We start from the raw sequence: 18,368 nt of genomic DNA, 5'->3' as shown, positions 1-18,368 counted from the left end.
GGCGCTCCCGCTCCACCGGGGTCATCCCCAAGCTCCCCATACAACGGGTATGCCCTCATTTGACACACCGTCAATCGGACTCGGAAACCTCAGTAAGTCGCCCCCTTCCTGCGCGAGGATGGCGAGTGTGTGCAGCGCGCTGGCTTCGCCGTCTCGATTCCCGATGGTGCGGTGCAGAGTGAGGGCCTCGGTGCCGAAGAGGCGAGCCTGTTGGTGGTCGTCCTGTGCCCAAGCGATCCGAGCGAGCGCGTGCAGGATGTTGGCTTCTCCGTGACGGTTGCCGATGGCGTGGTACTGGTCGAGGGCATCGGCGCCGAGGCGACGGGCCTCCTCATAGTTCTCCTCCCGTCGTGCGGCGCCGGTGAATAAGGTCAGAACGTTGGCTTCTCCGTCTCGACTGCCGTTGGCGCGGTACAGCCAGAGGGCCTCGGTGCCGAGGCGGCGAACCTCCTCATAGTTGTCCCGCTTCGATGCGGTCTCAGCGAGTTCGAGCAAAGTGTGGGCCTCACCGAGTCGGTCGCCGTTGGCGCGGTGCAGAGTAAGGGCTTGCTCGGGTGCGGAGTGGGTGAGGCAATGGGCGTGGCCTTGGGCATCCTGAAGCTCGCTGGCCAGGACCATCGCGGCTTGGTGATAGTCGTGGGCGACGGTGTGTTGGTGTTCTGATTCGGCGCGTTCGGTGAGGGAGAAGCTGGTCGGGGCCTGCGGTGCCGGTGGTGTGCCGCTGGAGGCAGACGTCGTCGTCGCGTGGGCGGGAGCCTTCCAGTTCGCCTTGACGTTCGCGTGGGCGGCTTGGGCAAGCAAGAGCCAGGTGAGACAGCGGAGGTCGGAGCAGTTGCGTGCGGCTTTGACGCCTTCTCGAAGGTGGTGTGCGGCTTGGTCGAAGTCCCAATGGAACAAGGCGAGTTCCGCGCTCTGGCGATGGGCGTGGGCGAGGGTATGTGGGTCGCAGGGGGCGAGTTCGCGGGCGCGGCGCAGGTGGTAGGCGGCGCGATTCCATTGACTGCGGTGCCGGGCGAGTTGGCCGAGGAGGCGGTGGAGATGGGCACGGGTGAGGGAATCGGGGACGGTGGCGCCCGCCTCGATCGGCGGCAGGGCCTCGTGTACGGGCAGGGCGCGTTTCGGAAGTGCTCCGTTGTGTGGCGGGGGCGGGCTGGAGGAGTGCTGTTCGGTCGTGGTGTGGCCGGATTCGAGGGGTGGGTAAAGCGCGAGGTGATGGAGGGCGTCAGTGAGGAGGGCGTCCGCGTGGGTGAAGTCACCGGTGTTCAGGACCGCTTCACCCAGGGCCCGATGGAGGGCGGGGCGGGAGGCGTCATTCGGCGGCGTTAGGTCCAGCGCGGTGTGCCAGTGAGCGACGGCTTCGCCGAAGTGGCACCGGAGCCAGGCGCTCTGCGCTGCCAGTCGGGCAGCGACCAGGCGGCCGGGGTGGTCGGGTCCGGCGTCACGGTAGGCGGTTTCGGCGGCCTCGGCGTGTTCCTGGGCCGGGGTGTGTTCGTGGTCGAGGTGGTGGAGGTAGGCGCGGGCCAGGTGAGCGTCGGCCGCCACTTCCGGGAGGCGTGCCCGGACGGTGGCGTGGGTCTCAGGATCCAGGGCGAGGTCGGTCAACAGCCATACCCGCACCCACGCGATTTCAGGTGGGTCGGCGGCCAGGACGTGGGCGAATCGTTCGGTCCAAGCCGGGGTGTGGCGGTTGTCGCCGACGGCGAAGCGGTGTCGGGTCGCCCAGAGGGAGAAGCCGCCTTCGGCGAGGGCTTCGTGGTATTCGGCGGCGGCGCGGTGCAGTGCGGGCAGGATGCGGGCGGCGGGGGGCTCCGAGGCGTCCTTGCGGGTATGGGCGGCAATGAGCCAGGTACGGACCACCGGGTGCACGCGCCAGGTGTATGTGCCGGGGATCGGGTCGATTACCGACAGCGCGGTCAACCGCTCGAACCAGTCCTCGCTCCACCTGACGGGTGTGTCGCGGTTGGGGTCCGGGACGGCGTCGACCACGGTACGCAGCGCGTGTGGGGTGAATTCGCGCAGGACGGTCGCGGCGGGCAGCAGGCGGCGGTGGGCGGGGGCTAGGCGGGCCAACACGTGCGTGTCCAGCCATTGTTCGCGCGACATCCGGGCCAGGTCGCCGAGCGCGTCCGCCATGTCGGCGGCGCCCGGGTGGTTGGGCGTGGGGGGCAAGAGGATGTCCGTGAGCCACGCGACTTCCACCGGCAGCCCGCCGGACTCGGTGGTGATCGCGTGTGCGGCGGCCGGGTCGTGCAGGCCGCGCCGGGCCAGGTAGCGACGGGTGTCGGCGGCGGTCCAGGGACGCAACTCGTGGACGCGGCACGAGTGCGCGCCCACGGTCGGCCGCGTCGGTTTTGCCCCGGGAGTGAGGGTGACAGGGGCACGATGCCCGCTAGCCAGGACCACCCGGGCCCGCGGCGCGCGGGTCAGGACGGTGTCCAGGACCTGGGTGAACCACCCGCCTAACCCGAACGGGTCCCGCGCGCGATCGGGCGCCGTCGCCCGCACGTCGTCGAAGAAGCGCAACCGTTCGCAGCCGTCCAGCAGCAGCAGGCACCGGCGGCGGCGGATTCGGCGCGCTACCGCCTCGACCTCACGGGACCACACCAGGCGGCGTTCGGTCTGCGTCGTGGCAGGGGCGTTGAGGGTCACGGGGGAGGCGTTAATGATCCCGCCGAATCCGGCCCATATCCACAACCGCACCCGCCACGGCGATGGAACTCCAACGCGCTCCGCGCGACGCAGGAGCGCGCTGCGACGCCACCGGGGCGCCGCTCGGGCCAGAGCGACGGCGACCCGGCGCAACAGGAGCACGGCCGCGTCCTCGCCGCCGGCCTCGACCACCGCCATGTCGACAACGAGGGATTCCACGTCCAGGAGAATGTCGTTGGCCTGGGGTGTCCGTGAGGCGACGCGCCGAAGAAGGGTGGTTTTGCCGGTGCCCGAGACACCGGTGATCACCAGTACCCGTACGGGACCGTCCTCACGTAGGAGGTCGGCGATCGCCGCCAGGGCCTTCTTCCGGTCGGTGAACCAGGCTGTGTCCGTGTCCATCCGCGCCCCCCCGGGCATATCGGCGATGCCAGCCGGTGTCGGGAATCACCGGACTTACACCGCGAGCATGCTGTCAGGTCTATGGTGGGTGCGAGGGTGAACGTCGCAATCGCCCGCCTCGTCAGGCGGGTTCGTGTGCTCGTCCCGGGTCCAGGGGGTCTTATGGCCGCGACCGTGACCGTTCAGCGTGTGGTGGCCGCGGCGGGGGTGGTTGTCGGTGTGGCCACCGGCGTGGTCACCAACCGGATCACCGATCGGTGGAGCTGGACCCTGGCCGCAGTGTTGATCGTCCTGGTCGTGGTCGCCGCGATACTCGCCGTCCTCGGCGTGACCGGCACCTCCCACCGCGGCCGGGTCCGACGACGTGCAAGCAGCGGGGGCCGGATCGAACGCTCCGGCCTGTGGGTACGAGGCAACGCGGACGTCGACGTGCGCGCCACCCGCGACGGACTAATCCGTGACTCGCCCGTCACCGTCAACGACGCCGACGTCGAACAGCAAGCAAGTCGCAGGGGACAGATCATCGACTCACCCCTCGACGTCGACTCCTGATCCTTCGACGAGACTTCCGGCCGCCGCTGTACGCACGAACTCTGGATCCCCTCTGTAGTCCGCTGGCGCGGCACCGAGGGATACAGCCACCCGTACCCAGCCGTGCGTGGCAGGGCATCGAACTGGCACCCGACCCACCAGGGCGTTCGGCAGGCTGCGGGCACGGCTCGGCGAACAGGTGGTGAGTCCCGTCTTGGAGGCCAACCCCAGTACTGCAGGCGATCAACGAGGACCGCCCTCGTGGCGAACCACCCTGTCGGTGGTCGATATTCCGGCTTGCGTGATGGACGTCGAAGGGGCGTTCGCGCAGCACCTGCACTTGTTACGCAACGTGATGCTGGTAGAAGGCGAGGGTTGGAAGACGCGGCTTCTACCACGCCCGGCGCGGGACGATCGGGCTCACACCGGGCTCACAACGACGTTCTTGACACCACCGCAGGCATTTCGCGAACAGCCAACGGACCTAGAGTCGCAGGTCAGAGAGTTGCTGTGGCAATTGGCGGCGCCATTCGATGCCTTCCGCTGAAGCCGAGCGGCGGATTAAAAGTCTGCTGCGCCGCCGGTTGGCAAATCATCTGTTCGCGGTATTCGCGTGTACACGGCAGCCGCGTCAGTTGTGGGCGCTGTGCATCCGTGCCTCGCACTTCACGGTCGGGCATTCACGGCGTGGGGGAGTGGCCGTTGCGCGCGTCCTAGCCGTCGGTCTTCGGGGTCGGCGAGCTGCTTGCATGCAGAGTGGTTGGGGGATCTGCCTCCTGGTCCGGCTGTTGGCTCGTTGTCGATCCGGGCTCAACTACCGAGGCTGACGCGACGGTTCGCCGGCTACGCGGGATGACTGCCATGAGACGGCGGCGTCAACGATTGGGCGGCAGAGGTGTCCCTGTGACGCCATGTGTGACTGTGATGTTCGCCAACAGAGAACTGACTCCTGAATCCTTGTCACTGCGAGATTCCTAGCTAAAACTCGTACTCATGACGAACACGGATTGGGCGACTGGTGTCGCCGCGCTTCTGGGGGCTCAGGTCCGGAGGTATCGCAAGGAGCGCGGGCTGACGACGCAGCAGCTCGCCGAGGCGTGTGGTGCTCTGGGCGTCGACGTGCCGGCGAGCGTCATCAACAACCTTGAGACCGGCCGGCGCGCGTCCTTTGGTGTCGCTGAGTTGCTGGTCGTGGCGAAGGCTCTCGACGTCGGTCCGATCAGCTTGCTGTTTCCACTCGGTCGGCAGGTGGGTGTTGAGATTCTTCCCGCCGTCGAGGTGCCGGTGTGGGAGGCGGTGGCGTGGTTTACCGAGGAGACGCCGCTGGCGGAGGCCGCACCGGAGGGGTCGTCGCGGGCCGTGATCGACGCATTTCGGGTGCACGCGGACGCGGTGCATACGGCGCGGACGTCGTTGCGGTTGCTGGGGGAACACCAGCGGAAAGCGAACACGTCGTTGGATCTGCGGCGGCGAGCCGATCACCTGCGCTCCGCCGATCAGTTGGGGGAGATGCTCTTCCAGGACGGCCAGGCGCTGCGGGCTCTGCGCGCGCAGATGCGCGAACACGGTCTGGTGCTGCCGGAGTTGCCCGCCGATCTGGCGTTCGTCGACGACGAGACCCGGGCTGAATCGTCCGACGGGTAGAGGCGCGCCCGCTTCAGAAGCGGGTGCCGATAACTGGCCAATACAAGAACTTCTCGTACAGACAGGAGTGGTGACAATGCGTCATCTGTATCGGACACGAGGCCGGTCGGTGAGTGCGGATCGGGACATGGCCGGCGCCGGGATGTTGGAGGGCGGCTGGTACTCCACCGAGGAGGTGGCCGAGTTGCTCGGTGTCGACCCGTCGACTCTGCGGCGGTGGCGGACCGGGAATCCGGTGCAGGGGCCGCCCTTCGTGCCGTTGTCGGCGCGGACGACGGTGTACAGCGCCGCCGATGTCGAGGCGTGGTTGGCGAGTCGTCGGGTGGATCCGCAGGTGGCCGCTTGATACCGCGGCGGGTGGTGCTGCCGGTCGGAGTGAAGCTGTCAACCGACGTCGAGTTCATCGAGGGCCTGCCCAAGCCGTATCGGGCCCGCGTGCGTTGGAGCGATGCCGCGGCCCGCAAGCGCCCTTCGGTGTCGCTGAGTTGGGTCACGGAGGAGGAGGCGCTCGCGTGGATCGAGCGGATGCGGACGTTGGTCGCGGCGGGCGTGGATCCGACCATGGCGACGATGCCCCTTGCCGAGTACGGGGACGCCGTCATGGATATGGCGCTACGGGGCTTGGAGCGCAAGACCACCGACCCGTATCTGGCGGGATGGCGGTTGCGCGTGGTGCCATGGCTGGGGCATCTGCAGGTGGACGCGATCACGCACGGCGCGGTTGATCGCGCGGTGTACGGGTGGATTGCCGACGGCCATGGCCGTTCGACGATCAAGAACAGCGCGGCGGTGCTGGTCCGGGTGATGCAGCAGGCCGTGCGGGACGGCCTCATCGAGCACAATCCGGCGCGGGTCACGGGCTGGCAGAGCGAGTTCCGCAAGGCGGAGGACGAACTCGATGACCCCAGGGCACTGGCCCTGCCGGACTGGGCCGCATTGAGCGGTCTCGCTGACGCGTTGGTCGAGCGTTCTTCCGGGCGGTACCGCGGGTGGGGGGACGTGGTCCTGTTCGCCGGCAGTACCGCCGCCCGTATCGGCGAGGTCTCCGGTGTACGGGTCGGGGACATCGACACCCGCACGTGGGTGTGGAACCTGTGCCGACAGACCACCACTTCACCGGGCGGGCTCGTGGACAAGGGCACCAAGGGGAAGCGCCGCCGGAAGGTGCCGATCATCCCGGCGATCCGCGACCTGGTGCAGCGCAGGATCGATTCGGCAGGCTCGGATCCGACGGGACGGCTGTTCAAGGGGCCACGAGGCGGGCGGATCACCACCGCGATTCTGCGCGACGCCACGCACTGGGACGAGGTCGTCACCGCGCACGGGTACGAGCACCTGCTTCGGCATGGGCTGCGCCACACCGGGTTAACGTGGATGGCCGACGCGGGCGTTCCCGTTCACGTCCTGCGGATGATCGCCGGCCACGGATCCCTCTCCACGACACAGCGCTACCTCCACCCGGACCATCGCTCGATCACGAGTGCGGGAGAGGCTCTGATGGCCCATCTGACACCGGGTTGGTCCATAACTGGTCCATGAGCGTCTCGCGACGCGGATTCCAACTGTCTAATGGTCTAAACCAGTAAGAGGCGTTGACCTGGGCTTTTGCCCTTGTCAACGCCTCTTGAACACCGTCGGGACGACAGGATTTGAACCTGCGACCCCTTGACCCCCAGTCAAGTGCGCTACCAAGCTGCGCCACGTCCCGGTGTTCGGCTGGCCGAACACGGAAACCATATCGCACTTTGGGGGGTGGTCCGCCACGTGGTTGTTCGGTGGTGTCAGGCGTGGGGAGGGGGGTGGGCACGGGAAGATCTTGGGGTGGCTTACCCGGTGAATGTCGATGTCGTGCCGCTCGAGACCTATCCCGATCTGGATGAACTCCAGCGGCTCGGGGTCGGGGCGTTGCTGAGTGATGGGCTCGAGTCCGTGGAGGGGTTCGAGGAGGCGGACGGGGTCGGGGTGGACCTGGTGGACTATCGGGTCACGCCTCGGTCGGATGGGGCCGCGGTGTTGTTGTCGGTGGACGCGCCGACGTTGGAGGCGGCCGAGCGCACCGCTCGGCAGATCGTGTTGGCGGTGTTGGAGGCCAGTGTGCTGCTCGCGGATTGGCGGGTGGTGCGCAGTGAGGTGCAGTTGCACGAGGAGTTGGTGTACGAGAGCTTGATGGCCGCCGACGGGCCGGACGCGCCGGCGGGGGATCCGGCGTTGCGGGCGCGCCGGCCGATGCCGGAGGAGCGGCTGCGGATCGAGCGGCAGGCGGCGGGGGTACGGGCCTTCGGGTTGGACGCCTTCGGGTGTGAGCCGGACACCGCGCAGCCGGATGTGCCGGAGGAGAAGGCCCGGCTCGCGGCGGGGGCGGTGGCGAGTTCGGTCGGGGTGCTGGTGGATCTGCTGTTCACGGATCTGGTGAATCTTCGTGAGGCGGACGGGGCCTCGTTTTTCGTGCTGGACGCGTTGCCACTGTTGGAGGAGGGGTTCGTCCGGCAGTTCGTGGTGGCCGCCGTGACTGTCACCGGGCGTCTCGGTGGGACCGACTGGGCGCCGCCGGCGTGCTTCGCGGAGGAGATGGCGTTGCGGTTGTTGGTGGATCAGGCGGCGTCGCTGTTGGAGCGGCACGGGTTGTACGACGACGACGTCGAGGCGGCGTTCGTGACGTTCAGTGACGCGGCGTCGGACGATCCGGAGTCGGTCGAGCTGCGGTTGTCGGATCCCGGGCCGGAGGAGTGGTTCGAGCCGATCGTGCCGGGGCGGCCCGTGCACGGGTACTTGAGAGCGAATCGACATGAGTGGTGACGTGGGACCGGGCAGGCCCGGGGGCGCTGCGGGCGACGACTTCGCCGCCGGGGGCGGCCCTGGGGACGCCCCCGGCAACGACTTCGTCGGCGGGGGCGGCGGGCTCGCGGACGCCCCGGGCGCCCCGGGCGACGGCCTCGCCGGCCGAGGCGGCGCAGGCGGCGGAGGCGGCCGAGGCGGCCGAGGTGGCGAGTCCGCGGTGTGGACGCGCGTGTACGGGGTCGAGGACACGCCGCTCGACCTGATGACCGCGCGATTTCGGCGGCACCGATACGCGCCGCACGCGCACGAGGAGTACGCGATCGGGGTGTGCGTCGAGGGGGTCGAGCAGATCAACTATCGCGGCGCGGTGCACCGGTCCGGACCCGGGACGATCGTGGTCGCCGAACCGCATGAGACGCACACCGGCGGCCCGGGCATCCCGGAGGGGTACGCCTACCGGGTCTTCTACCCCTCGGCCGCGCTGGTCGGCGAGGACCTGCCCGGCCCCGCCCCGCACTTCCCGTCGCTGCTCGTGGCCGACCCGGCGCTCGCCGCCGAACTGGTCGCCGTACACACGCACCTGACCGCCGGCGGCGACGCGTTCGAGGGCGAGACCCGGGTCGTGGAGGTGCTGCGCGCGCTCGTCGGGCGGCACGCGGTACATTCCCGGGCCGATCGGTGTGGCTCGCCGGACGCCGCCCGGGTGGCCCGCGCGGTCCGCGAGCGGCTCGCCGACGAACTCGTCCGGCCCCCTTCGCTGAGCGAGCTGTCGGCCGGGATCGGACTGTCCCGCTACCAGACCCTGCGCGCGTTCCGCGATGTGGTCGGGCTGCCCCCGTACGCCTGGCTCGCCCAGCACCGGGTCGCCCGCGCCCAGGCGCTGCTCGCCCAGGGGATGACGCCCGCCCGGGCGGCGCTCGCGGTCGGGTTCGCCGATCAGGCACACCTGGGGCGATGGTTTCGGCGGGTACTGGGCGTCACCCCGGCCGGCTACCGCAGCAGCGTGCTGCGCAACAACGTTCTAGACCGATCGGCCCCGCGTGGTTGATCATCCTCTTCGATCCAGAGATTGAGGGGACACGGCCGTGAGTCGTCGTGGAGCGTTGTTGTTCGCGTGCATGTGCGTGATCTGGGGGATCCCGTACCTGCTGATCAAGGTCGCGGTGGACGAGGTCTCGCCGGGCGTGCTGGTGTTCGTGCGTACCGGGCTCGGGGCCCTGCTGCTGTTGCCGTTCGCGTTGCGCGGCACGGGGCTGCGCGGGCTCACCCCGTACAAGTGGCCGCTCCTCGTCTTCGCGGTGACCGAGTTCGTCGGGCCCTGGTGGCTGCTCTCGGACGCCGAGCGGCGGCTGTCCAGTTCGACGACCGGGCTGCTGATCGCGTCGGTGCCGATCTTCGGCGCGGTGCTCGTGTACCTGACCGGTGGCACCGAGCGCATGGGGGCGGTGCGCTGGATCGGGCTGGCGATCGGGTTCGGCGGGGTCGCGGTGCTGGCCGGGCCGACGCTCGGCGGCGGGGACCCGTGGGCGGCGGTCGAGGTGCTCGCGACCGCGCTGTGCTACGCCGGTGCGGCGCTGGTGGCCGAGCGCAGGCTCAAGGAGGTGCCGAGCCTGCCGATGACGGTGGTCTGCCTGGGCTTCACCGCGCTGGTGTACATACCGCTCGCCGCCGCGCAGTGGCCCGCCCACGTGCCGGGCGGCAAGGCGCTCGGGGCGATGGGGGTGCTGGCGCTCGTGTGCACCGCAATCGCGATGGTGATCTTCTTCGAGCTGGTGCGCGAGGTGGGTGCGGCGCGGGCCACGGTGATCACGTACGTCAACCCGGCGGTCGCGGTGGCGGCCGGCGTGTTGATCCTGAACGAGAAGTTCACGGTGGCGATCGGGGCGTCGTTCGTGCTGATCCTGGGCGGGGCGGTGCTGGCGACCCGCAAGAACGCGACGCCGGTCGCGGCGACGGAGGACGCCCCGGAGTTGCCGGGAGCGGTGGACGCCTCCGAGCGCTGCTAGGCGGTCCTCACGTGGGCGCCCGGTCGAGCGGGTCCCGTTCGGTCGGGTCGGCGGGTTGATGGATCGGTGCGGTGGTGGGGGGACGGGGAGTGAGGACTCGGGGCGGGGTTTCGGCAACCCGGGCGGAGGCGGCGGGAGCCGGGCGGCGGGGGCGGGGGCGGGACCAGCGCTGTATGAGGGGGAGTTCGTAGTAGCGGTAGACCACCAGGGACAGCGCGATGGAGGCTGCGGTCAAGGTCGTGACGATCAGGGTGCCGGGTAGCGGGGTGAAGGTTTTCTCGACGCCGAGCATGTGGCGGATCGTCAGTATGAGTGGGTAGTGGGTCATGTAGAGGGCGAAGGACGCCTCGCCCAGCGCGATCAGGTACGGATGGCGCATGACCCGGGTGCGGCCCTGGAGGTCGGCCTGGGTGAGGGCGGCGATGATCAGGGCGAGCGGGGCGGCCATGGCCATGCCGAGGGCGTACTGGGCGGGGAGGTAGGCCACCGCCACGAAGACGACCACCGCGGGGGCGGCGACCTGCGCCCGGTTCAGGTGGGGCCAGCGGCCGGTTCGGATGAGGCGGGCGGTGAGGATTCCGAGGGCGAACTCCGTGAGCCGCACCGGCGGGCAGAGGTAGACGAACCAGAGGCTGGTCGCGTTGATGGGCAGCCAGTCGTACAGGGGTGGCCCCGGGACGAGGGTGGAGATCATCGGCATCAGCAGCGTGGCCGCGGCCAGCGCCGCCCAGCAGGCGGTCAGTCGCCGGGTGGGAATCCTCGACGCGGCGGTGAGGAGCGCGGGGAAGAGGGCGTAGAAGAACGCCTCGCAGGAGATCGACCAGGCCGGGGCGTTGAAGCTGAAGAAGAAGTCCGGGTCCGGGATCCAGCTTTGCAGCAGGAACAGGCCCGCCACCGCGGCGCCGATACTGTCGCCGTCGGCCAGCACGGTGGCCGGCGTGGCGGTGATGACGGCGAAGAAGGCTACGGCCAGGGCCCAGCCGATGACGTGATTGGGGACGATCTTCCACAGGCGCCTGCGCCAGAACGCCCTCCGTGACTCTCCCGGGGTGTGCGCCCAGGTCAGGACGAATCCCGACAGCACGAAGAAGCCGCTGACCGAGCCGGTGGCGATCGGCTCCATCACCGCCAGCGGGCTGTCCGGCCCCACATCGAAGATGCCCGAGATGAGGGTCAGGTGACACAGCACCACGGTGAGCGCGAGGACGAACCGCAGGCTGGTCAGCGAGGGAAGACGTGCGGGGAGGATTGTGTCGGGGTCGGACATCGGCCGGCTCTTTTCCTTGGCCGGGGCCGCCGGCGCTCCGGGTGAGTGCTGCTCGGGCGTGCGGACGGCGCCCGGGTCTCGGTGGGAAGGGCACCAGAGGGAGATCTCACGTGTGCCGGGTGTGCCGGGTGCGCCAACCGAAGCCCCGGGCGGCGGTTCCGGCCGGGAGAGCGCCGGTGACGTACGGCTTCCCGGCGGTGTTCACCCGGCGTCCCCCGGTCCGGCCGCTCCGGCCGCTCCGGCCGCTCCGACCGCTCCGACCGGTCCGACCGGTCCGACCGGTCCGACCGGTCCCGCCGGATCGCCGGTCGTGTGCACCGGCAGGCTGTGCAGGTGGCGCAGACCGCCCCCGTGCCAGGACAGGCCGGCCGGGTCGGCGGCCGGGGTGAGCAGGGGCAGGCGGGTGAACAGCCCGGTCAGCGCGATGCGGGTCTGCGCGCGGCCCCGGGCGGCGCCGAGGCAGTAGTGCGCGCCGTGCCCGAACGAGAGGTGGCCGCGGGGCGTCGGGCGGTCGAGTCGGACCTCGGTGGGCCGCGGCCAGCGCCGCTCGTCGAGGTTGGTGTGCAGGAAGGACGCCACCACCACGTCGCCGGCCCGGATGGGCGTCCCCTCCAGGACCAGCGGCTCACTGGCCATGCGCCAGGCGCTGTGGTGGAACGGGGTGGACAAGCGCAGCAGTTCCTCCACCACGGCGTCGACGCGTACGGCGTCGCCGGACCGCAGCGCGGCCCGCACCTCGGGGCGCTGCATCGCGATCAGGGCCGCAGTGGGGATGACGGTGGTGAGCGATTCCACCATGCCGACGAGCAGCAGTCCCACCATCGCGGCCGTCTGCGGGCCGGTCAGACGCCCGTCGCCGTGGGCGGTCAGCAGTGCCCGGGCGGCATTGTCCTGGCGTTTCCTGCGGGCGGTGGCCACGATCTGCAGGACCCGCAGTACGAAGGCCTGACCCGCGGCGCGGCCGTGCGGGGCGTCGGGGTGGCCGGCCAGACCCGCGGCCATGGTGGCGCGTACGACTGCCGTCGCCCGGTCGGGGGTGATGCCGAACATCGAGGCGACACCCGCGGCGGCCAGCGGGATCGCGAGGTCGGCGACCAGGTCGCCCTGCGGCCGACGGGCCAGGGCATCGACCAAGTCCGCGGTACAGGACTCGAGTTCCGCCTCGACCAGCCCGGCCTGGGCGGTCTGGAAGTAGGGGCTCACGATCCGGCGCATACGGCGGTGCTCGGCACCGTCGCGCGCCAGGAGTTGGGGCTCGGTGGACAGGAAGCTCTCGGGGTAGCGGGTGCGCGGCAGCCCATGCGGTGTACTCGCGGAGAGGGCATCCACCACGGTCATGTCGTTGACCAGTCGCGGATCCGTGAGCATGGCCTGCGCGGCCGCGTGCCCGGTCACCGCCCACGCCGGCAGCCCGCCGGCCAGCCGCACCGCCATCACACCGGGCCGCGCCGCGGGCGCCGCGTACCGCTCGGCGAAGCCCTGCGCGGGCACCGCCGGGCAGGACAGGGACGGCGCGCGCGACCAGGGCGCGGACAACGCTTCCGCTTCTTGCAAGGTCATGAATCTCCGAACCATCGGGAGATGGCGGCCCGACATGCCGTCACCGACGGAACGAAGCGTAATGAGCGGGATATTTATGAACGAAATTGATAAGTCACATGAATAGCCCAGGTGGTGGAGCGGACCTATGGGCTCCACCATCGAGTGGTGGCACCGCACGCATCGCACTGCGCCGCGCGCGCCGCATCGGGCCGCCCCGCACCGCATCGCGCCAGGCGCAACGCAACGCAACGCACGCCCCGCACCCGAGCCGACTCGCGAGTAACAAAGGTCCCCCTCGGGGCGGACACGACCCGCCCGGCCGTGGCATCGTGGCGGGATGACGAGCCGTGAGGGAAACGATTCGCGTCGGGGGAACGGCACGAGGAGCCGGTCGCGCCGACCCTCCGAGGCCGAACTGCGGGCCGTGATAGAGCCGTTGGCCAAGATCGAGCGTCTGCCCACGTCGTCCGGCGAGCGCGAGGCCGCGCATCGGATAGCCGGGCTGCTGCGTGAACTCGGGGCGCGCGACGCGGTGGTGGAGGAGGAGCCCGCGTACGCGTCGTACGCGCGCCCGATCGGCACCCTCACCGCCCTCGCCGCCGTCGCCGGCCTACTCGCGAAGCGTTCCCGCGTGGCCGCGACGCTGGTCGCCGGCGCCGCCACACTCGGCATCGCCGACGACATCTCCTACCGCGGCCAGTACGCGCGCCGCGCCCTCGGCGGCCGACCGCGCAGCGCCTACAACGTGGTCGCCTCCGTCGGCGACCCGGACGCGCCGCGCACCCTCGTGGTGACCGCACACCACGACGCGGCGCCCACGGGCGCGGTGTTCGACGAGCGGGCCGCGCGATGGGTCGCCACCCGCTATCCGCAGCTGCTGGACAAGGCGCGCGAGAATCCGCCGATGTGGTGGCCGGTGGTCGCGGGCCCCGCGCTGATCGCGCTCGGCGCAGCCACCGGGCTTCGTGGCGTACGCCGAGCCGGCATCGGCCTCGCCGCGGTCAGTACCGCCGCGTTCACCCAGATCGGCCGCAGCCGCGCGGTCCCCGGCGCCAACGACAACCTGTCCGGGGTCGCCGTACTGGTCGCGCTCGCCGCCACGCTGCGCGATCAACCCGTCGACAGCGTACGGGTGTTGCTCGTCTCGGCCGGTGCCGAGGAGGCGCTTCAGGAGGGCATCCGGGGATTCGCGCGTCGGCACTTCCCCGAACTCGACCGCGAGCGCACATGGTTCCTGAACGTGGACACCGTCGGCTCGGGCAACCTCGTCCTGCTGGAGGCCGAAGGCCCGTTGCGGATGGAGCCGTACGACGTCCCCTTCAACAACCTGCTCTCCGAGTGCGCCACCCGCAACGACATCGCGGTGCTGACCGGCCTGCGCTCGCGCAGTTCCACCGACGGCGTGGTGCCCAACCGCCACGGTTACCCGACGGCGACCCTGGTCTCGATCGACGATCAGAAGCTGATCCCGCACTACCACCTGCACACCGACCTGCCCGAACACGTCGACTACGACTGTGTCGCGGACGCCTGCGCACTCACCGAAGCCGCCGCACGAGCCTTGTCCCCGACCGAAGTTCCCACCCCGGCAGACCCGCCGACCCGCACCGACCCATCGACCCGCACCGAGTCGCCGACCCGCACCCACCCACCGGCCCGCACCGACCCACCGGCCCGCACCGACCCACCGGCCCGCTCCGAGTCGCCGACCCGCACCCACCCACCGGCTCCCACCGACCCACCGGCTCCCACCGACCCACCCACCCTGGCCGCATAGCCCACGCGCGGCCCCCGCAACCCTCGCGCCCGGCGCCGAACACGGCACCGGGCGCGAGGTGACCTTGCGTCAACCCTCGGATCGCGTCACACCCGACTCAGGACCGCTCGAACAACTCCTCCCACAACCGCTCCAGGCAATCCAGGAAGTCGTTGCCCGTGCTCGGGTGCACGCGCAGCACCTGCGGATCGTGATCGCTCGCCTGGTCCGCGAACGCCGCGTTCACGTGCACGATGTCGTACTCGAACCGGGTGAGCCGAGGGCTGGTCAGGATGTGGTCGAGCATCTGGCTGTTGCCGTTGAACACGTATCCCCAGCGCTCGTTCGCGGGCAGCGTGTCGACCATCGTGCGCAGCGCGCCGCCGTCGGTGAGCGTCTTGAGCGTCGGCGAGAACGCGAAGTCGTTCAGGTCGCCGAGCACTACCAGGTTCGCCCTCGGGTCGGATTTCGACAACTCGTCCACGAAACCGCGCAGCACCTTCGCCTGCGCCACCCGCTGGACCTCCGAACTGCGCGTCGGCGGCTGGAACCGGCTGTCCAGCGCCTGGTCGCCGCCCTTGGAGGCGAAGTGGTTCGCGATCACGAACACCGTCTTGCCGCGGAAGCGGAACTCCGCCGCGAGCGGCTTGCGGCTGTTCTCCCACGCCGGGTCCGCGGGGGAGACCCGACCGGGTGACTGGGTCAACTGGGTACGCCCCAGCCAGTCCTTGCGCACGCCCACCGCGCTGGTGGGGCCGCCGCCGGGACGGTCCACGAACTCGACGCGCGTAGCGTCGAACAGGAACGCGTTGCGGATGTTGCCGCCCGGCTGACCGCCGTCCTTGCCGTCGACCGGCTCGATCGAGCGCCACGAATAGGTGGGGCCACCCGCCGCCTTGATCGCCGCGACCAGCTTGTCCAGCGTCTGATCGGCCGCGACCACACCGTCGTTGGTCGGTCCGCTGTTGTCCTGGATCTCCTCCAGGGCAACCACGTCCGGCGTGGACAGGTTGGTGACGATGCCCTTCGCGAGCCGGTCGAACTTGGCCTGGGCGTCCTTGGGGGAGAGGTTCTCCACGTTGTACGTGGCGACCGCGAGTTCGGTGTTCTTCTGGTCCCGCGTGGTCTCCGGCGTCAGCGCGCCCTTGACCACCTTGCCCAGGGTGGTCGAGGCCAGCGCGTACCCGCCGAAGTTGTCGTACGTCAGCGGTCCCGTGGTCGTGCCGGTGAGCGTGTCACCGACGTTCGCCTGCGGGAACGGCTCCTGGGAGAACGGGATCAGCGAGGAGACCTTGAGCCGGCCGCCGTTCTGCGCGTCGTACCCGGCGTACAGCGTGCCGCCCTGCGCGGTCGCGTTCTGCGTCGGCTCCAGGGTGACCCACAACTCGCCGAACGAGGTGCTCGGACCGACCACACGCGATTCGCCTACGCGCGTCAACTGGCCTTCGAGCGACTCGTACAGGTCCAGCGCGTACTTCGACGGCTCCAGCGCGAGCGCCTCGATCGACGGTGTCCCGGTGGGCACGTACGCGTCCGGCAGGGTCGCCGCGTCGAGCGTGACCGGCGCGGGCAACTCCTGGCCGGACGCGTCGATCACCCAGGTCGAGCCGGTGAGTTGGGTCAGCGACTGGCCGCCGATGCCGATGCCGCCCGGGTAGAACTCCTCGACCTTGCCGGTCACCTTGACCACGTCGCCGACCGCCACCTGCGGGGTGACCGTACCGGTGAACACGAACAGCCCCTCGGACGTGCGGGGATCATCGTCCGGTCGGATGTCCTGGAACCAGAAGCCACGCGCGCTGCCGAAGGTCCGCACACCGGTCACCACACCCGGAACACTGGTCACCCGGGCGCCGTTCTTCGGCGACACCCGGGTGGTGCCCTGGATTTCGTGGATGCGCGCGTCGGTCGGCTCGGGTTCGCCCGGACCACCGGGGTCGGTCGGACCCTGTCCACGCGCGTTGAGCGGCGTCGGCGCGCCCGCCGCGAAGTCCGCGCCGTTGTCGTCGGTGTCCGCGAGCGCGGAAGTACGGGCCACCGAGGCCGAGTTGGAGGCGCCACTCGCCGGATTACCCTCGCGGACCACCGCATCGCCGTAGCCCGCGACGTCCACGACGCGCGCGTCGGCGAGACAGTCCACCGCGGTCAGGCAGGTCAGCGCGGTGGTGCCGCGGACCAGCGCGACCGTGCCGCCGGTACCGGACATGTTGATCGAGCCCTGCGCGTCCGGCGTGGGCAGCACGAGCGTGCCGCCGGCGCCCTTGGCCTCGCCGATCAGGTACCGGCCGCCGGGTGCCACCGCACCGGTCAGCGGGGTGACCTGCCACGCCGAGGTCGGCTTGGGCGCGGCCGGGAGGTACTGCACGCTCCAACCGTCGACCGCGACCGCGGCCGAACCCTTGTTGCCCAACTCGATGAAGTCGTTGGTCAAACTGGCGCCGCTGTTGCCGCCGCCGCCGTACACCTCGGCGAGCAGCACGTCCACGGCGGGCGCCGCGACGGCGGGAGCGGGCGCGATGACGAGCGCGCCACCGGCGAGGGCGCCGGCCACGGTCGTGGCCACGACACCGATCCGTCGCCGCCGCGAACTCGGCACGGATCGTCGTCGAGACGATTGTTGACGGAATGTCACCCAGGGCCTCCGAAAAGCGAAAGGGACAGGTTCGGGACATTCTCGGGACTCCGGGTGAACGGCGTCCATCCTTTGGGCGACCCGAAGGGGACCAAGGTTCACCCGGAGCCCGAATCTTCTTCCCATCACGCGTCACACGCCCACCGGCGCACCGTCGGCGGCCCATCCTTGTCGTTTCCGGGCCGACCTTGTCGTTCCCGGTACCGACCTTGTCGCCGCCCCACGGACCGTGCGGACACCGGTCCTGCGCCGCCCCCCACGGGCCGCGCGAACACCGGCCCCGCGCCGAAGCCCACACGGAACCGCGCGAACACCGGCCCTGCGCTGAACGCAGCGCCCCACAGCTCCCGACAGGGCCCACACACCCGGGTCGCAACGGGACCCCAAGTCCCGTGCACCACATCGGAGATGGAGGCGGGATTCGAACCCGCGTGCACGGTTTTGCGGACCGCTGCCTCGCCTCTCGGCCACTCCATCACATCCGACCACCGCGTCCCGTCGGCCGGGCGGCGCAAGGCATTTCGCCCCGCGCCGCTGACCGACGGTCCGCGTTTCGTTCGTCCTTCGAGGTGGAGACGGGATTCGAACCCGCGTGAACGGCTTTGCAGGCCGTTGCCTAACCTCTCGGCCACTCCACCCTGTACAACCGCGTCCCGTCGGCCGCTCGTACGAAGCCCTCGGCTCCGCACGACGCGACCGGCGGTCCGTCCTGCGAGATGGAGGCGGGATTCGAACCCGCGTGCACGGTTTTGCGGACCGCTGCCTCGCCTCTCGGCCACTCCATCGCATCCGACCACCGCGTCCCCTCGTCCCGGTGACGCACGGCATTTCGCCGCGCGCCGCTGACCGACGGTCCGCGTTTCGTTCGTCCTTCGAGGTGGAGACGGGATTCGAACCCGCGTGAACGGCTTTGCAGGCCGTTGCCTAACCTCTCGGCCACTCCACCCGGCCGGGCCGAAGCCCGGTCGGTCCATCCATCCATCCGGCCAGTCGGTGAACACCCGACCCGCCCCCCTGACCCGGCCCCCCGACCCGAGCCGACCCGACCCGACCGGAGATCATCGGTCGCCAACCACCGCCCGGTGTCGGGCGATCCGGTGAGCCTCGACACCGGATCGCCCGCCCCCCGGGGGGATGCGCCGCGGACCCCCTCCGCCCGGC

At 70.3% G+C, this 18,368-nt stretch carries 13 protein-coding genes and 5 tRNA genes; 9 read left to right on the top strand and 9 right to left on the bottom strand.

Annotation, left to right across the window (positions count from 1 at the left end):
- Window positions 1-21 precede the first annotated feature (21 nt).
- Complete coding sequence (locus ACZ4FV_RS43285; RefSeq protein ID WP_465326337.1) at window positions 22-3,051, bottom strand: tetratricopeptide repeat protein; 3,030 nt, start codon at window positions 3,049-3,051, stop codon at window positions 22-24.
- Between the two features lie 174 nt (window positions 3,052-3,225).
- On the opposite strand from ACZ4FV_RS43285, the gene ACZ4FV_RS43280 reads away from it, so the two are divergent.
- The 5 genes from ACZ4FV_RS43280 (at window position 3,226) to ACZ4FV_RS43260 (ending at window position 6,765) form a co-directional block, all read left to right on the top strand.
- The gene (locus ACZ4FV_RS43280) at window positions 3,226-3,603 is read left to right on the top strand and encodes a hypothetical protein (protein WP_465326336.1); all 378 of its coding nucleotides are present in this window, start codon (window positions 3,226-3,228) and stop codon (window positions 3,601-3,603) included.
- A gap of 259 nt (window positions 3,604-3,862) precedes the next feature.
- Complete coding sequence (locus ACZ4FV_RS43275; RefSeq protein WP_465326333.1) at window positions 3,863-4,129, top strand: hypothetical protein; 267 nt, start codon at window positions 3,863-3,865, stop codon at window positions 4,127-4,129.
- A gap of 446 nt (window positions 4,130-4,575) precedes the next feature.
- A complete protein-coding gene (locus ACZ4FV_RS43270) occupies window positions 4,576-5,226 on the top strand; it encodes a helix-turn-helix transcriptional regulator (protein ID WP_465326331.1) in 651 nt (216 codons plus the stop codon).
- 109 nt (window positions 5,227-5,335) lie between these two features.
- Window positions 5,336-5,572 carry a helix-turn-helix transcriptional regulator gene (locus ACZ4FV_RS43265; RefSeq protein WP_465326329.1) on the top strand — a complete coding sequence of 79 codons (237 nt, stop codon included), beginning with the start codon at window positions 5,336-5,338 and terminating at the stop codon, window positions 5,570-5,572.
- A gap of 29 nt (window positions 5,573-5,601) precedes the next feature.
- Complete coding sequence (locus tag ACZ4FV_RS43260; RefSeq protein WP_465326327.1) at window positions 5,602-6,765, top strand: tyrosine-type recombinase/integrase; 1,164 nt, start codon at window positions 5,602-5,604, stop codon at window positions 6,763-6,765.
- A 95-nt stretch (window positions 6,766-6,860) separates the two neighbouring features.
- Here the strand turns inward: ACZ4FV_RS43260 and ACZ4FV_RS43255 are convergent.
- Window positions 6,861-6,934: transfer RNA gene (locus tag ACZ4FV_RS43255), tRNA-Pro, on the bottom strand.
- A gap of 140 nt (window positions 6,935-7,074) precedes the next feature.
- Between ACZ4FV_RS43255 and ACZ4FV_RS43250 the strand changes: the two genes are divergently transcribed.
- From ACZ4FV_RS43250 to ACZ4FV_RS43240, 3 genes are read left to right on the top strand one after another with little or no spacing between them, the layout of a single operon-like run.
- Window positions 7,075-8,022: a hypothetical protein gene (locus tag ACZ4FV_RS43250; RefSeq protein ID WP_395872980.1), complete on the top strand. Its 948-nt coding sequence runs from the start codon at window positions 7,075-7,077 to the stop codon at window positions 8,020-8,022.
- Window positions 8,012-9,052, top strand: coding sequence for a helix-turn-helix domain-containing protein (locus ACZ4FV_RS43245; protein WP_402229763.1), 1,041 nt, complete (start codon window positions 8,012-8,014; stop codon window positions 9,050-9,052). The genes ACZ4FV_RS43250 and ACZ4FV_RS43245 overlap by 11 nt, the downstream gene beginning before the upstream one ends.
- Window positions 9,053-9,089: 37 nt before the next feature.
- Entirely contained in the window at window positions 9,090-10,010 is a 921-nt protein-coding gene (locus ACZ4FV_RS43240; RefSeq protein WP_395872982.1) for a DMT family transporter, read from the top strand.
- 7 nt (window positions 10,011-10,017) lie between these two features.
- Here ACZ4FV_RS43240 and ACZ4FV_RS43235 read toward each other — a convergent pair whose 3' ends face one another.
- Both ACZ4FV_RS43235 and ACZ4FV_RS43230 read right to left on the bottom strand, forming a co-directional pair.
- Window positions 10,018-11,277: an acyltransferase family protein gene (locus ACZ4FV_RS43235; protein ID WP_402229765.1), complete on the bottom strand. Its 1,260-nt coding sequence runs from the start codon at window positions 11,275-11,277 to the stop codon at window positions 10,018-10,020.
- Window positions 11,278-11,478: 201 nt separating this feature from the next.
- Window positions 11,479-12,837, bottom strand: coding sequence for a cytochrome P450 (locus tag ACZ4FV_RS43230; protein WP_402229767.1), 1,359 nt, complete (start codon window positions 12,835-12,837; stop codon window positions 11,479-11,481).
- Window positions 12,838-13,156: 319 nt separating this feature from the next.
- On the opposite strand from ACZ4FV_RS43230, the gene ACZ4FV_RS43225 reads away from it, so the two are divergent.
- Window positions 13,157-14,596 carry a M28 family peptidase gene (locus ACZ4FV_RS43225; protein WP_465326324.1) on the top strand — a complete coding sequence of 480 codons (1,440 nt, stop codon included), beginning with the start codon at window positions 13,157-13,159 and terminating at the stop codon, window positions 14,594-14,596.
- Window positions 14,597-14,693: 97 nt separating this feature from the next.
- Here the strand turns inward: ACZ4FV_RS43225 and ACZ4FV_RS43220 are convergent, their stop codons facing one another.
- The 5 genes from ACZ4FV_RS43220 to ACZ4FV_RS43200 all read right to left on the bottom strand — a co-directional run bounded on the left by ACZ4FV_RS43220 (window position 14,694) and on the right by ACZ4FV_RS43200 (window position 18,153).
- Window positions 14,694-17,138 (bottom strand): endonuclease/exonuclease/phosphatase family protein, encoded by a 2,445-nt coding sequence (locus ACZ4FV_RS43220; RefSeq protein WP_465326322.1) that lies wholly within the window; start codon window positions 17,136-17,138, stop codon window positions 14,694-14,696.
- 475 nt (window positions 17,139-17,613) lie between these two features.
- Window positions 17,614-17,684: transfer RNA gene (locus ACZ4FV_RS43215), tRNA-Cys, on the bottom strand.
- Window positions 17,685-17,774: 90 nt separating this feature from the next.
- Window positions 17,775-17,845, bottom strand: a tRNA-Cys gene (locus ACZ4FV_RS43210).
- A gap of 76 nt (window positions 17,846-17,921) precedes the next feature.
- Window positions 17,922-17,992: transfer RNA gene (locus tag ACZ4FV_RS43205), tRNA-Cys, on the bottom strand.
- Between the two features lie 90 nt (window positions 17,993-18,082).
- Window positions 18,083-18,153, bottom strand: a tRNA-Cys gene (locus tag ACZ4FV_RS43200).
- Between the last annotated feature and the right edge of the window lie 215 nt (window positions 18,154-18,368).

The organism is Embleya sp. NPDC025285, assembly GCF_055558835.1.
This window is presented reverse-complemented; position numbering and strand designations above follow the sequence as displayed.

Coding starts and splice junctions, on each gene's coding strand:
- ACZ4FV_RS43285 (WP_465326337.1), bottom strand. CDS start 3,051: ATGGACACGGACACAGCCTGGTTCACCGACCGGAAGAAGGCCCTGGCG.
- ACZ4FV_RS43270 (WP_465326331.1), top strand. CDS start 4,576: ATGACGAACACGGATTGGGCGACTGGTGTCGCCGCGCTTCTGGGGGCT.
- ACZ4FV_RS43245 (WP_402229763.1), top strand. CDS start 8,012: ATGAGTGGTGACGTGGGACCGGGCAGGCCCGGGGGCGCTGCGGGCGAC.
- ACZ4FV_RS43235 (WP_402229765.1), bottom strand. CDS start 11,277: ATGTCCGACCCCGACACAATCCTCCCCGCACGTCTTCCCTCGCTGACC.
- ACZ4FV_RS43230 (WP_402229767.1), bottom strand. CDS start 12,837: ATGACCTTGCAAGAAGCGGAAGCGTTGTCCGCGCCCTGGTCGCGCGCG.
- ACZ4FV_RS43225 (WP_465326324.1), top strand. CDS start 13,157: ATGACGAGCCGTGAGGGAAACGATTCGCGTCGGGGGAACGGCACGAGG.